General features: G+C 43.5%; 14 protein-coding genes. 8 read left to right on the top strand and 6 right to left on the bottom strand.

What is annotated here, in order from left to right; translation table 11 throughout:
- The coding region (locus A1019T_RS04490) for an RNA-guided endonuclease InsQ/TnpB family protein (RefSeq protein WP_143514079.1) at positions 1 to 401 on the top strand (401 nt) is incomplete at its 5' end.
- A gap of 94 nt (positions 402 to 495) precedes the next feature.
- Positions 496 to 1755, top strand: coding sequence for a saccharopine dehydrogenase family protein (locus A1019T_RS04495; protein ID WP_077450605.1), 1260 nt, complete (start codon positions 496 to 498; stop codon positions 1753 to 1755).
- Positions 1756 to 1876: 121 nt separating this feature from the next.
- Here the strand turns inward: A1019T_RS04495 and A1019T_RS04500 are convergent, their stop codons facing one another.
- The gene (locus A1019T_RS04500) at positions 1877 to 4381 is read right to left on the bottom strand and encodes a Tex family protein (protein ID WP_077450634.1); all 2505 of its coding nucleotides are present in this window, start codon (positions 4379 to 4381) and stop codon (positions 1877 to 1879) included.
- 435 nt (positions 4382 to 4816) lie between these two features.
- Here A1019T_RS04500 and ompR point away from each other — a divergent pair, with 435 nt between their 5' ends.
- On the top strand, positions 4817 to 5563 hold the full coding sequence (gene ompR / locus A1019T_RS04505; RefSeq protein ID WP_007395826.1) for an osmolarity response regulator transcription factor OmpR: 747 nt from the start codon (positions 4817 to 4819) through the stop codon (positions 5561 to 5563).
- A gap of 148 nt (positions 5564 to 5711) precedes the next feature.
- Here ompR and A1019T_RS04510 read toward each other — a convergent pair whose 3' ends face one another.
- The 4 genes from A1019T_RS04510 to ubiG all read right to left on the bottom strand — a co-directional run bounded on the left by A1019T_RS04510 (position 5712) and on the right by ubiG (position 8680).
- Positions 5712 to 5978: a DksA/TraR family C4-type zinc finger protein gene (locus A1019T_RS04510; protein WP_077450606.1), complete on the bottom strand. Its 267-nt coding sequence runs from the start codon at positions 5976 to 5978 to the stop codon at positions 5712 to 5714.
- Positions 5979 to 6235: 257 nt separating this feature from the next.
- Complete coding sequence (locus A1019T_RS04515) at positions 6236 to 7012, bottom strand: YciK family oxidoreductase (RefSeq protein ID WP_077450607.1); 777 nt, start codon at positions 7010 to 7012, stop codon at positions 6236 to 6238.
- A gap of 123 nt (positions 7013 to 7135) precedes the next feature.
- A complete protein-coding gene (locus A1019T_RS04520) occupies positions 7136 to 7843 on the bottom strand; it encodes an HAD family hydrolase (protein WP_077450608.1) in 708 nt (235 codons plus the stop codon).
- Between the two features lie 126 nt (positions 7844 to 7969).
- Positions 7970 to 8680 (bottom strand): bifunctional 2-polyprenyl-6-hydroxyphenol methylase/3-demethylubiquinol 3-O-methyltransferase UbiG, encoded by a 711-nt coding sequence (gene ubiG / locus A1019T_RS04525; protein WP_244156538.1) that lies wholly within the window; start codon positions 8678 to 8680, stop codon positions 7970 to 7972.
- A 572-nt stretch (positions 8681 to 9252) separates the two neighbouring features.
- Between ubiG and A1019T_RS04530 the strand changes: the two genes are divergently transcribed.
- From A1019T_RS04530 to A1019T_RS04550, 5 genes are all read left to right on the top strand, one after another.
- Complete coding sequence (locus tag A1019T_RS04530; RefSeq protein WP_077450609.1) at positions 9253 to 9894, top strand: thiol:disulfide interchange protein DsbA/DsbL; 642 nt, start codon at positions 9253 to 9255, stop codon at positions 9892 to 9894.
- A 275-nt stretch (positions 9895 to 10169) separates the two neighbouring features.
- On the top strand, positions 10170 to 10379 hold the full coding sequence (locus tag A1019T_RS04535) for a (2Fe-2S)-binding protein (RefSeq protein ID WP_077450610.1): 210 nt from the start codon (positions 10170 to 10172) through the stop codon (positions 10377 to 10379).
- Between the two features lie 247 nt (positions 10380 to 10626).
- Positions 10627 to 11106 carry a bacterioferritin gene (bfr, locus tag A1019T_RS04540; RefSeq protein WP_077450611.1) on the top strand — a complete coding sequence of 160 codons (480 nt, stop codon included), beginning with the start codon at positions 10627 to 10629 and terminating at the stop codon, positions 11104 to 11106.
- Between the two features lie 70 nt (positions 11107 to 11176).
- Complete coding sequence (gene bfr / locus A1019T_RS04545; protein WP_077450612.1) at positions 11177 to 11647, top strand: bacterioferritin; 471 nt, start codon at positions 11177 to 11179, stop codon at positions 11645 to 11647.
- A gap of 244 nt (positions 11648 to 11891) precedes the next feature.
- Positions 11892 to 13037 (top strand): aminotransferase class V-fold PLP-dependent enzyme, encoded by a 1146-nt coding sequence (locus tag A1019T_RS04550; protein ID WP_077450613.1) that lies wholly within the window; start codon positions 11892 to 11894, stop codon positions 13035 to 13037.
- A 103-nt stretch (positions 13038 to 13140) separates the two neighbouring features.
- Here A1019T_RS04550 and A1019T_RS04555 read toward each other — a convergent pair whose 3' ends face one another.
- Positions 13141 to 14823 (bottom strand): AMP-binding protein, encoded by a 1683-nt coding sequence (locus A1019T_RS04555; protein WP_077450614.1) that lies wholly within the window; start codon positions 14821 to 14823, stop codon positions 13141 to 13143.
- Positions 14824 to 15011 lie beyond the last annotated feature (188 nt).

Below are 15011 nucleotides of genomic sequence, written 5' to 3' on the forward strand. Positions count from 1 at the left end.
ACACAAGATTAGACTTAATTCATAAATTCACCACCAAGCTTGTTAAAGATAACAGCTTAATTGTGGTAGGTGATATAAAATCTCGCTCATTTACAACTAAAAAAACCAAGCTAGCTAAATCGACATACGATGCAGGATGGTTTGAACTTAAACGACAACTGGAATATAAATGCAAGTATGCAGGTTGTCAGCTTGAGATCGTAAATGAGAGTTACACTACCCAGACCTGCTCGTACTGCCATAAAATAAGTGACAGTAGTCCGAAAGGTATAGCAGGTTTGCGAATAAGAGGATGGACTTGTGCTGAGTGTGGCACATGGCATGATAGAGATATCAATGCTGCTAAGAACATCCTTGCGGTCGGGCTTGACCGTCTAGCTGTAGGAATCCCCTCGTTTTAGCGAGGGGAGGAGGTCAACAGTCGATGGCTAAATCAATGGTTGTTTTTAAATAAATAGAGACTTAAATAATAAATACTTTAAGGGATTGAACTGTATGACAAATGAAAATATAAAAAACTCACAGCAGAAATATGGGATTGTGCTTTATGGAGCCACAAGTTTTGTGGGCCAGTTGGTTGCGGCCTATTTACAAAAGTTCTTAACAGAGGGCAGTGCGGACAATGAAGTAAGTTGGGCAATCGCCGGTAGAAATCAACAAAAGCTACAGCAAGTTAAGGAGCAGGTAGGTAATACAGAGCTACCGATTATTATTGCAGACAGTGATGACGCCGATAGTTTAAATAAAATGGCAGCCCAAGCCAAAGTTATTATCTCCACGGTAGGCCCCTATTTAAAATATGGGGAGCCTTTAATCAAAGCGTGTGCTGAAAATGGCACAGATTATGTGGACTTAACGGGTGAGGCTTTATTCATCAAAAACATGCTTGATAAGTATCAACAGACTGCTAAAGATTCTGGGGCTCGTATCGTCAACTCTTGTGGTTTTGACTCCTTGCCTTCGGATCTAGGCGTACTGTTCACCCAAAACTGTGCCCAAAAAGAGCATGGCGAATATTGTGAAACCATCAATATGCGGGTGAAAGCGGCCAAAGGAGGCTTGTCAGGCGGGACGGTGTCTTCGATGGCTACCATCTTTGAGGAGCTTGGCAAAGATAAGTCGCTACGTAAACAGTTAGCCAATCCTTATCTGTTAAATGATGATGACAATCGCCCTAATGTGCGTCAAGAAAATGTTAACCTTCCTCAGTGGGATGCGGAAAACGAGCGCTGGGTAGCGCCCTTTATTATGGCGTCTATTAATACCCGCATTGTTCATCGCTCGAACCAATTACGCGATTATCAATATGGTCGTGACTTTAAATATGATGAAGCCATGTGGTTACCAGCAGGTTTAAAAGGTCGCCTTATGAGTTATGGAATGACGGCAGGTATTGCAGGCTTTGCGGCTAGCATGATGTTTAAGCCCAGCCGTGACCTGCTAAATGAGCATGTGCTACCCAAATCTGGGGATGGCCCTTCTAAGTCAGAACAAGAAAATGGCTACTTTGATATTCGCTTCTTTGGTCATACTAACAACAATCAGGAAGTATTAACTAAGGTGACGGGCGACAAAGACCCTGGTTATGGCAGCACCTGTCAGATGCTAGCTCAAAGTGCTTTATGTCTACTGCAAGACATCAGTAAGCAAGAAGTTGAAGGGGGTTTTTGGACGCCAGCTGCTGCGATGGGCGAAGCTTTAATTGAGCGATTACAAGATCATGCCGGCATTGAGTTTGTAGAGTTATCAGCCTAGTTTTGTAGGGGTTAAGACAGCTTTAATTACCGTTTTAATCAACTCTAAAAAATCAATGAATATAAAAAAGGACAGCCCCTGAGGACTGTCCTTTTTTACAACGATCAAATTAGCTTAGCGGTTACTTAAGGCCGGCTTGTTTTAATAAGGCCCCTAATGAGCCAATCTTGTTCTCTTCTGACTTCTGCTTCGCAGCTGGCTTAGCTTTAGCTTTATCACTACGTGGATTGTTACGGCCGCCTTTGGTAGCAGGTTTGGCTTTATTGCTTCTGCGCGGCGCACGCGTAGCCTTAGTTTCAGTCTTGTCAGTAGCTGGCTTTGCCGCAGTAGTCGTACGTTTGGCTGGAGCTGCTTGTTCTGATTTCATGCTAAAGCCAATACGATTGCGTTTGGCATCCACTGAAATCACACGAACAGTGACGATGTCGCCTGGTTTAACCAAGTTCATTGGGTCTTCAACGAAGTCGTTGGCCATCTCAGAAATGTGCACCAAGCCATCTTGGTGAACGCCTACGTTTACAAAGCAGCCGAAGCCGGTGACATTAGTGACCACGCCTTCTAGTTGCATGCCTTCTTCTAGATCATTGACGCTATTGACGTCCTCTCTAAACTGAGCCGTTTTAAACTCAGGGCGAGGGTCGTGGGCCGGTTTGGCAAGCTCTTGCTTAATAGCAGCAAGACTAATGTTTTCATCATTAGCTGCTTCAATGCCGTCAGTGGCTAAAGTGTTAATTACACTGTCATTGCCTAAGACTTCAGTAATGTCTTTACCAGATTTTTCTAGAATTTGTTTTACTAAGTCATAGCTTTCTGGATGCACACCAGTAGCATCTAAGGGCTCTTCACCATCACGGATGCGTAAGAAACCTGCGGCCTGCTCAAAGGTCTTCACTCCCAATCTTGGCACGTCTTTTAGCTGCTCACGATTGGTGAAAGCACCGTGCTCTTTGCGGTAGTTAACGATTTGTTGAGCCACGTTGCGGTTTAAACCGGCAATGTGAGCCAAAATAGCGGGACTGGCAGTGTTCACATCAACACCTACCGCGTTCACACAGTCTTGAGTAACTTTATCTAAGCTATCAGACAGTTGAGACTGGTTCACATCATGTTGATATTGACCGACGCCAATGGCTTTCGGCTCAACTTTTACCAGCTCTGATAGAGGGTCTTGTAGGCGACGAGCAATAGATACTGCGCCGCGGATTGACACGTCTAAGTCTGCCAATTCATCACTGGCAAGCTCGCTGGCTGAATAAACAGAAGCGCCAGACTCATTTACCACAACGGCTTTAGCAGTAATAGCCTCATCGGCATCGATAACTTCTTTGATCATAGCGTCGGTTTCGCGACTGGCGGTACCATTACCGATTGCTACCAACTCGACTTTATGTGCTTTTAATAAATCAGAGATAGTGGCCTTTGCTTCATCCATCTTGTTGTCTGGAGCAAAAGGATAAACTGTGGCTGTGGCAGGAGTATCGTCAGCATTACGAATAACCTGACCTTGAGCATCAATAACCGCCATTTTTACGCCATGACGAATACCAGGATCGACCCCTAAGATAACTTTACGACCAGCAGGGGCTGCCATTAATAGATGCTGAAGGTTGCTAGCAAAGACATCAATAGCATCGGCTTCAGCAGCCAAACGTTTCTCTGTTAATAGGCGATGCTCTAAATGCGGACGCCATTTGTCTTTCCACAAGCTATTGGCAGCGGCCACTAAGAACTCACGACGGGCTTCTGGTTGCCTGGCATCTAATTCAAAGTTGCTGATAATTTTTTCAACAAAAGGAGCATCTTCACCATCGACCTTAAGCACCAGTACGTTTTCTTGACGGCCACGAAGCATGGCAAGTAGGCGGTGGTTTGGTAGGCGTGCTAAGCTTTCACTGTGTTCAAAGTAGTCCGCAAACTTCTCACCAACCTCACGCTTTTCTTCAGAGGCTAAGCTTGAATTAATAGTGGCTGTTTTAGCGAAACCTGTGCGTAAAGCATCTAGCAGCTCTAATTCTTGAGTCCAATCATCGATAATGATGGCTTCAACACCGGCCAGCTGTTTTTCGGCATCTGAGAAGTCAACCTCAATCTCATTACCCGTATCATCGGTAATGGTCTCAGGCAACTGATAGCCCTCTAAGGCTTCAGTAGGGGTTATCTCGGTGGTTAACAGCTTCTCAGCAACCTCACCTAAGCCTGCAGCACGGGCTTTGGCAGCCAAAGAGCGGCGACGAGGACGATAAGGCAAATAGATGTCTTCTAACTCGAGCTTTGAGGTGGCTTGCTCGATGCGAGCTTGCAACGCTTCAGTTAAGTTGCCTTGGCTTTGTAGTAGCTCAAGAATCTTGGCACGACGTGACGCCATGTCGCGCTCATAATTCAGGCCTTTTTCCAAAGCACGTAATTGGCTGTCATCCAGACCTTGCGTTTTCTCTTTACGATAACGGGCGATAAACGGCACCGTGGCACCTTCGTCGTAAAGCTTAACAAACGCATTGACTTGCGCAGGCTTAATGCCCAGCTCTTTTGCAAGCTTGGTATGGATGTTGGCAATGACATCAGCGGGCAAATTAGTACTGCCTTGGCTGGTAGGGGTGTTGGTAGTTGGGGTATCGGTTTGGTTCATATCCGTATCGAAGTTAATAAATGTGGTTGGCATTATAGCAAAAGCTGACATAATAAAAACGCTTTTGCTTATTTATGTTTATTTCTGTCAATAAGTCTTGATTAATTAACAAACCCATACAGCACTACTATGTAATAGGTGTGTAATTTGTTTCATAATCTTATACACTGAATGATATCGATTGTCAGGCTTAATGTGGTCAGGCCTAATACAATTGATAATAGGGGATTTTAGGATGGCTAACAGGTCGAGGCAATAGTCCCTTAGCATTATCTTTGATGAGTAGCCTATATTATTAAGTTAATCATTGATTAATGCTGGCTTCATAACCATATATAACATAAGACACAATTTATTTTAGATATTAAAAATGCAAAAGGTATTTTTCCCTTTACCCTCTGGGTTACTATAATAAATAAACAGCAGGAAAATATTATGTCAGACAATAAAATCAACAATACCGACAGTTTAACCCACCGTATATTGGTAGTAGATGATGATGCGCGTTTGCGCTCTTTATTACAACGCTTTCTAGAAGACGACGGCTTTGTGGTACGTACCGCTCATGATGGCAGTCAGATGGATAAGCTGATGCAACGTGAGTTATTCTCGCTGGTGGTGCTAGATTTAATGCTACCAGGAGAAGATGGTATCAGCATCTGTAAACGCTTGCGTGAAGACAACAGTGATATTCCTATCATTATGTTAACCGCCAAAGGCTCAGACAGCGATCGTATTGCTGGCTTAGAGGCAGGCGCGGATGATTATCTACCCAAGCCATTTAACCCAAAAGAGTTGCTGGCTCGTATCAAAGCGGTTTTACGTCGCCACAGCCGCGAGCTACCTGGCGCCCCTTCGCAGCAGGTAGAGGTGGTAGAGTTTGGTCCTTGGACTCTAGATTTATCAACACGTACCTTAAAGCGAGACGGTAACGTGGTGACCTTAACTACGGGTGAATTCTCAGTATTGAAAGCTTTGGTTCAGCACCCTCGTGAGCCGTTAACGCGCGATAAATTAATGAACTTAGCGCGTGGCCGTGAGTGGGGCGCAATGGAGCGTTCTATTGACGTTCAAGTGTCCCGCTTACGTCGTTTGATAGAAGACAATCCTTCGCAGGCTCGTTATATTCAGACGGTGTGGGGCGTGGGTTATGTGTTTGTTCCCGATGAAGAAGATGCTTAAATAACAGCTTTTCTTATCCCTAAAAAAAGGCACTCTATTTAATATAGAGTGCCTTTTTAGTTTTTGATATTTGGTAGACTTTCTATAGTTTATGAGTCAGTGCGGACCAGTGGTATTAGTAGCCTTTTCACTGTGCTTAGCCAGTAAATTAACGCAATTGACTGTCTTTACTGCCACGGCGATTATACAACTCTTGAGTCTTAGTATGGGCTTCTAGCTCAGACTGACATTTGACACAGTACTCTACTCCAGGCAAGGCTTGACGCCGAGCTTCTGGGATACGCTCGCCACATTCCTCACAGAACTCTAAGCTTTCACCTTTAGGCAAGGCTCTTCTTGCTCGTTCAAGAGCATCATTGACGGTGGCATCCATTTGTTCATGCTCAGCGCCATCACGCGCCCATCCTCCGGCCATAATCGACTCCTTTTTTTATTCAGATTTGCCCAAATAAAATCAGGGCTTATCCTTATATTATGGGGCTATTGGCCTATTTTTCAAGGTGGAATTTGGCGCTTACAATAAGCTTAAAGGCACAAAAAAGCAGAAGCTTTGAGGGGCTTCTGCTCTAAGAATACTTAAGTCATTATCAATATTTAGAAGGACTTAAGCTACCAGTGATGTGGGTTACTAGCAATATGGGTATTAGGAATAGGGGTCACTAGCCACGTAGATTATTTAGGTTGCAGAGCAATAACCTGACCTCTTACCCCAATGCTGGCATCACTCATTAAACACACATACGCTGGCATAATATCTTCGGGAGTCTTCAGGCTCATTGGGTTCTCGCCAGGATAAGCATGAGCACGCATGTTAGTACGGGTACCGCCTGGATTGATACAGTTAAAGCGTAAACTGGTGGTATTTTGAGTCTCTTGGGTAAAGATATCACTCATACCCTCAACCGCCTGCTTCGATAAGGCATAGGCTCCCCAAAAAGCACGGGGATGAGTACCGACGGAACTGCTGGTAAACACAAAAGAGCCATTATCCACTTCTTTGACCAACGGCATGATTACCTGAGTCAGCATAAAGGTTGCGGTAGTGTTGATGCGCATCACTTGCTCAAAGGTCACGATGTCATACATCTCTAGCGGGGTTAGCGCCCCTAAGATTCCCGCATTATGCAGCACGCCATGCAGCTCACCAATTTCTGTTTGGATAAGGTTTGCCAACTGCTGCATATCGCTATAGCTAGCAGTCTCAAGATTCATCGGCATAATCGCAGGTTGTTTGCCACCCGCCGCTTCGATTTCGTCGTAAACGGCTTCTAACTTGCTTAGAGTCTTGCCTAGTAATAAAACAGTAGCACCATACTTTGCATAGGTAAGGGCAGCGACTCGGCCAATACCATCCCCGGCACCGGTAACTAAGATGGTCTTACCTTGTAAGCATTTTGGTTCAGGCTTAAAGGTACGAATTTGTTCGTGTGTTAAAGGAGTTTGGGTCATAAGGTCACTATTTTTTTATTTTAAAGAGAGTTTATTTTAAAGAGAATTTTATTTAAAAAAATTTACTATTTACAGAGCATTTGGTCGAAAAGTCTTAAAAGTACTGAACTTGAAAGAGTAAAACTACAGATAATCAAACTCTTTGGAGCGTAACAGTTTTACCAATGCCTTTGGGGTCTCAGCAATATAGTCGGCGCCCCAAGCTTCCAAATCATCTTGATCTTCTGGGGGAATATAGCCATAGCTGGCCAGTACGTTGGTCATGCCAGCTGCTGCACCAGCTTGAACATCACGGATATGGTCACCAACGTAGATTACGCTATTGGCAATACCGCGAGGCAGCTCAAGTTTTTCTAAAGCTAAGTACATCGGTTCAGGATCAGGTTTGGTGTTATTCACATCGTCAGGGCAAACCAAGACCGAGCAGCGCTCAGCTAGATTTAGGCACTCTAAAAGCTTGGTAGATAAGTAGCGAGGTTTATTGGTGACAATGCCCCAAGGAATATCATTTTTGTCGTAAAAGTCTAACAAAGACTCCAGCTCTGGGAACACTCGGCTGTCGACACAGATATCCGCTTCATATTGGTCCAAAAACTGCTGACGGTAGTGCTGTACCTGCTCTTCTGTAAGCGGTTGGTTATTGTGCTTCAGCATCAGACTGACCATGGCACTCGCTCCCGCTGAAACTTGCTCACGAACGGCATCGTTAGAGGGGACCTGCCAGCCATTGGCTTCAGACATTTGGCCAATAATGCGGATAAAGTCTGCCGCGGTATCGATTAAAGTGCCGTCTAAATCAAACAAGACGGCTTTGACGTAATTTACTGACATAGTTTTTTCTTTTTTAAAGGAGGATTTAAGTAATTTAATTTAAAAGACTCAACAGGCAGAAGCCTCGAAGCTTACTGCACTTAGCTATTCAACGGGTCAATAGATTTAGTTATTAAGCCAGCTTGGTTATTCAGCTGGCTTGACCACCGCCATCATATAGTTCACATCCACATTTTGTGCCAACCAATAACGCTTAGTAATGGGGTTGTAATGTAAGCCGATTAAGTCTTGACGGTTGAAACCGGCATTGATGGCCATTTTATCCAGCTCAGCTGGGGTAATGAATTTGGCGTAATCATGGGTGCCACGGTCTAATAAGCCCAGCACATACTCAGCGCCGATAATGGCAAACAAGTAAGACTTAGGGTTACGGTTGATGGTAGATAGAACACAAACGCCGCCCGGTTTTAATAGGTCAAAGCAGGCTTGTACAATCTGGCTTGGATCAGGAACGTGTTCGAGCATCTCCATGCAAGTGACCACATCATAGCTTTCAGGCTGCTCAGCAGCCAACTGTTCAATAGCGATATGTTTGTAGCGTAAACGGTCGGTTAGCCCTGTTTGCTCAGCATGGACGGTCGCCGCTTGCAAGTTCTCGATGCCTAAGTCGACACCGGTAGCATCAGCACCTCTGCGGGCCATAGATTCTGTTAAAATACCGCCGCCACATCCCACATCTAGTACGGTTTTTCCCGTTAACCCCGTACCCATATAACGAATAACGTTTTCTTCAATCCAGTTTAGGCGAAGCGGGTTAATCTCATGTAAAGTGGCAAACGGGCCTTGTTTGTCCCACCACTGATTAGCAAGCTGAGTGAATTTACCCACCTCACTCATGTCCACGTTATTACCCAGATCGCTATTTTGTTGCTGAGTAGCGTTTGGCGTGCCACTTTGTGTCTCAACGTTTGTAGTGGGAGTTTCAGAAGGAGTTGAATCGGTTGGCGTATTGAACTGGGTCATGAGTTATCCTAAACCTTAAAGTTATCTAATTATTAACCGAGTTTATTGCTAAGTGGGTTAACTTTATTATTTTGAATCATTACAGTCTATCTTACCACGCTTAATAAAATAGGGCATCTTCAATGGCGGGGTTTGCAGACGATAATTTACAGTGTTTTACAAGATTTAACGCTACTTATTAGCCTAGGTGCGATAGCGTAATAACGCTTATTTAACCATCTATTAAGGTTTTAGCAATGCTTACGGTTCACACAGCACTGATAAATGCGTTATCATAACGCTACCTGAATAAGTAGCGACGACTCGTTGGCCTTGATTATCATTTTTAGGTTAACTGTTATTTGATACTGATAGATTGACTCTCAACTTCCAAGTATCCAAGTGGCGAACTTCAAATTTAACATTGATCCCAAACCTATCTATATACATATTCTTAAGGAATTACGATGAAGTTTTATTCTCAGCGAGGTTTTGCTTTAGCCTCTTTAGTTGCCGCTGTAGGCCTAGCCTCGATGCCAGCTTCCGCAGCAGATTATGTGGCAGGTAAAGATTATGTAGTATTGGATAATCCTGAAAGCATTAATGGCGACAAAATTATTGTTCGCGAGTTCTTCTGGTATGGTTGTCCGCATTGCTATGCCCTAAATCCGCATATGCAAAAATGGGCTAAGACCAAACCTAGCGATGTGCTATTTTTAGAGTCGCCAGCTGCCCTGAACCCAATGTGGGAAGTTAATGCGCGTGGCTTCTATGCGGCGCAGTTGATGGGCTATCAAGCTAAAACTCACAATAAATTGTTTGATGCTATTCACAAAGACAACCAACGCCTATTTGACCAAAACTCTCTATCTAAATGGTACGCTAACCAAGGCTTGGATCAAAAGAAATTCAACAGCCTATACAACTCATTCGCAGTTAGCACCAAAGTGGCTCGTTCAAAAGCAGGCGCCAAACGTTATCAGTTAACGGGTGTGCCGGCTGTGGTTGTGCATGGTAGATATGTGGTACAAGGTGAGTCTGAGAAAGTGCCAAAGGTAGTAGACTACTTAGTGAAAAAAGTACGTACAGACTTAAAAGCAGGCAAATAATTTTCGCTTGTTCCTCTGACCTCTCTTATTTATCCAATATTCCATATATAAAAAAGACCGAGCTTAGCTTGGTCTTTTTTATATTTAATTTGTCTGAAAGTAGAGGCCTAAGGTTTTATAAACCAAGCTTTACTAGGTAAGAGTGTTTTGTAAATCAGCAAAGATTGCGCTAAAAATTATTGTAAATAAGAATTGTTATCGTTATCATATAGAATAACTTATTCACCTTACTTGCTGTGGCAGGCCGATAGCTGCCAATAGATGAGGATATCAAGATGATCGTTTGCATATGTAATAATGTTAAAGACCGTCAAATAAAAGCTGCCCTGGCTTCAGGCGTCGACTCTATGGATGGCTTAAAAGCAGCATTAGACGTCGCGACTTGTTGCGGCTGTTGCGAACCTATGGTGAACGATTTTCTAGAAGAGCATCAAGCAATGAGTGTGGATAGCGAGTTGGCAGATCAATTGGCCTATGCTGTATAAATCTGATTGGTGCTGAGATAGAGCTTGAGACCGGTTAATATTGGGCAAAAAAATCAGCAAGAAGAATAAAATAGAAAAAACAAAGTGAGCTACGAGATACTCGGGTTCACTTTTTTATAGCTTAAAATTTCTTATTTTTCCTTCTATTTGCAGTTCTAAAAAATACTGTGTGAAAGCTCTAAGTTTGTTACTATGAATGTGGACTAGTAGATAAGTAAATAAAATAGATAACTAAAAGGTAGCTACTATGAAAGGCAGTCAGAAAGTCATTGATTATTTAAACTTTTTGCTTGGGGGTGAGTTAGGAGCCCGCGATCAGTATTTCATTCATTCAGAAATGTATGGTGAGTGGCACTACGGCAAGCTGTATGATCGTATTCACCATGAAATGGAAGATGAGACCCAGCACGCTCAGGCCATTATCCGTCGTATATTAATGCTCGGTGGTAAGCCGGACATGACAGTTGATGCCATTACTGTGGGCAGCACGGTTCCTGAGATGCTTAAGCTTGACTTAGAACTTGAATATAAAGTTCAGCAGCATTTAAAAGAGGGCATTGCTCTTTGTGAGCAAGAGCATGACTATGTGACCCGTGATATCTTGGTGGCTCAGTTAGAGGATACTGAAGAAGATCATGCACACTGGCTAGAGCAGCAACTTGGTTTAATTGATATGGTGGGTCTGCAAAACTACTTACAAAGCCAAATGGGTGAGATTTCAGAATAAGCCCTATTAGCTAGAATTATTTCATAATTTCAGCACCTAATAAGTGCTAATGCAAATGTAGGAGAAAGTTATGCAGGGAGATAAAGAAGTTCTTCGCGCTTTGAATAAGGTGCTTGGGCAATCGTTAATAGCCATTAACCAGTATTTTTTGCATGCCCGTATTGCCAAAAACTGGGGAATTGAAGAGCTAAATGAAGCTTTCTATAAACAGTCTATTGCTGAAATGAAATGGTCAGACGCCCTGATTGAGCGTATTTTGTTACTAGAGGGTCTGCCGAACTTGCAAGAGTATGGTAAGTTGTTCATCGGTGAAGATGTGGCGGAGATGATTGAGTGCAATGTGCGCTTAGAAGATCAAAAGTTTGCCACTATTACCGAGTCAATTGCGCTATGTGAACAAAAGCAAGATTATGTGTCACGTAAGCTATTATTAGATTTAAAGGATGGTAACGAAGAGTACTCAGACTGGCTAGATACTCAGCAAGACCTAGTTGAAGCTATGGGTCTAGAAAACTATATTCAAGCAAAAATTGACGACTAGACTAAGTAATGAGTAATAGAACGCTGTCGATGCCTTAACTTAAAAGTCGAACTTATTTAACAGTAACTTATATTAGCTGATACCAACTTACAAAAGTAAGTTGGTATTTTTTATCCCTGCGGTTTAGTCATCAGTTAAGGTGTACTCATTAGCCAGTTACAGCTATACTAAAAACGCAAGATTTTATTTGTGGTATAACTAGATAACTAGCAACATATAATTTAAATAAAAAAAAGGAGTAGCTATGCCTGCATTACGTTCTGATGTTGATCCAGATGGTTTATTAGAATATTCAGTGGTCTATACTGACCGTGCTTTAAACCACATGTCAAAAGTATATCTACAGGTAATGAATGACTTATCCAGCAACTTAAAGCAAGTTTACGCAGCAGACGCAGTGGCCATTGTACCAGGCTCTGGTACTTATGCTATGGAAGCCATTGCCCGTCAATTAGCCACGGATAAGAACTGTTTAGTTGTGCGTAACGGTTGGTTTAGTTATCGCTGGACTCAAATTTTAGAAAAAGGAAAAATTGCCCAATCAGTAGGCGCATTAAAAGCCAATCAGGTGGAAGGTGAGTCAGAAGAGGGCACTCCAAATCCTTTCGCTCCAGTAGCCATTGAAGAGGCTGTGGCAGCGATTAAAGAGCAAAAGCCAGACTTGGTATTTGCTCCGCATGTTGAGACGGCTTCTGGCATGATATTGCCTGATGACTACATTAAGCAGTTGGCAGACGCTGTGCATAGCGTGGGCGGCCTACTGGTTATTGACTGTATTGCTTCAGGCTGTATTTGGTTAGATATGAAGCAGCTAGGTATTGACGTTCTTGTTTCAGCACCACAAAAAGGGTGGAGCAGCACCCCCTGTGCAGGCCTAGTTATGCTAAGCGAAAAAGCTGTGGCTCAGGTAGAGGCGACAGAATCAAATAGCTTCAGTTTAGACTTGAAGCAGTGGTTAACCATCATGCGTGCTTATGAAAATGGCGGCCATGCCTATCATGCCACTATGCCAACTGATAGCTTGCGTATGTTCCGCGATGTGATGTTAGAAGCCAAAGAGATTGGTTTTGAAGAATTAAAGCAAGCGCAGTGGGAATTAGGCAATCGCATTCGTGACCTATTAGAAGATCGCGGCATCCAAAGCGTGGCGGCTGAAGGGTATCAGGCACCAGGGGTTGTGGTGTGCTACACCGAGAATGAAGAGATGCACAAAGGTCGTGCTTTTGCTGAACAAGGCATGCAGATTGCTTCTGGTGTTCCGTTACAAGTAGGTGAGCCGGAGGGCTTCCAGACTTTCCGTCTAGGTCTATTTGGTCTTGATAAGCTAACGGACATAGATGGTGCGGTAGAGCGTTTTAAAACGGTACTGGATAAAGTACAGCCCGCTTAATCAAGCCAACTAAGCTTTATTATAAAAGCTTTTAGTAAAATAATAAAAAATGCCCATTGAGATATCAATGGGCATTTTTGTTGATTACAGCAATTTGTAGCGCTTAATGCTTAACCTTCGGCTCTTCATTGGCCATAGATTGGGCGGCATTGCGTAGCTCAAACTTCTGGATTTTACCGGTACTGGTTTTTGGGATCTCACAGAAGATAACGTGTTTTGGCACTTTAAATTTGGCTAAATTCTGACGGCAATGCTCGATAACCTGATCTCGGGTTAAAGTCGCGCCTTCGGCAATTTCAATAAAGGCCACCGGTACTTCGCCCCACTTCTCATTGGAAGCAGCGACCACACCACAACTATTCACTTGTGGAAGACCATAAAGAATATTCTCAATTTCAATACTGGAAATATTTTCTCCACCTGAAATGATGATGTCTTTTAAGCGGTCCATAATCTTAATATAGCCGTCGGCATCTTTGACTCCCAAGTCTCCAGTACGGAACCAACCGCCTGCAAAGGCCTCTTCGGTCGCTTTCGGGTTTTTTAGATAGCCCTTCATCACCATGTTACCTTTTAACGCCAGCTCTCCCATTTCAGTCCCATCGGCAGCTACTGGCTCATTGGTACCTTGTTTTAGCACTTCAAACCCCGTCATTAGATGTGAGGTAGTGCCTTGGCGAGATTTCTTAGAAGCGCGCTCTGCCACCGACAACTGTTGCCATTCGTCATGTTCTGCACAGATAGTGACCGGGCCATAGACTTCGGTCAAGCCGTAAACGTGAGTGATGTTGAAGCTCATGGCTTCCATCTTCTCTAGCATGGCTTCTGATGGCGGAGCGCCGGCCACAAAGCCATTAACAGTATGGGTAATGGCTTGCTTTAGAGCTTCGTCGCCAGCAGCAATCATATTGTGCACAACAGGCGCAGCACAGTAATGGGTGATGTTATATTTGGCAATCAGCTTGAGAATTAAGTTGGCATCAATCTGACGTAAACATACGTTAATACCGGCTCGTTCAGCTACTGTCCAGGGGAAGCACCAGCCATTGCAATGGAAGAGGGGTAGGGTCCACAGATAGGTATTAAATTTTGGCATGTCCCAATCCAAAATGTTGGATAGGGCATTAAGCGTAGCACCTCGATGGTGATAGACAACCCCTTTAGGTTTACCAGTGGTACCAGAGGTATAGTTTAACGCAATGGCATCCCACTCATCTGAAGGGTATATGCTCCGGTCAAAGTCTGCTTTGGCTTGCTCGCTATCGAACCCCCCAAATTCTATTAGCTGCTCGTAACTCATTTTGCCAAAAGGTTTGGTTTCGGCAAAGGCTCTATCAGTGGCATGAATAAGGATTAAATGAGGAAAAGTTTCTTCGATAAGATCGACATGCTCAGCAAACTCACTGTCTAAGATCAGCACTTTGGCTTCAGAATGCTGCAGACAAAAAGTGAGCGCGCCAATATCAAGTCGAGTATTTAAAGTACAAAGGACAGCTTGTGACATTGGCACCCCAAAGGCGGCTTCAACCATGGCTGGAGTATTGGGGGCCATAATGGCCACAGTGTCATCTTTATTAATACCTAGCTTTTTTAATCCATGCGCAAGATTGCGACAGCGGTTATAAGTTTGTGCCCAAGTATAGGTGATCGGTGACTGCACCAAGTCATCATAAATAATAGAGGTTTTGTTGGGATATACCGTCGCTGTGCGTGCGATAAACTGTATTGGAGTTAAAGGTTGGTAATTGGCTTCGGTCTTAGCTAGACCCGTACTATAGTCGGTCATTACAGATAGTCCTTTATCAGAGTTTTGAGCAGTCGTATCTTGGTTAGAGTGCCTATACGGTCATTGCATACCCTTTGCATGACCTGGCTTAATCAGCTTATGATACGAAGGTAATAGGATAAGTTTAGTCAGTGAGTATATGTGAACTGAATTTATCTAGTCAACACATAACTATTAATTTTAAATCA

Source organism: Psychrobacter piechaudii, assembly GCF_900162825.1.
In the GTDB taxonomy this organism is placed as follows: domain Bacteria; phylum Pseudomonadota; class Gammaproteobacteria; order Pseudomonadales; family Moraxellaceae; genus Psychrobacter; species Psychrobacter piechaudii.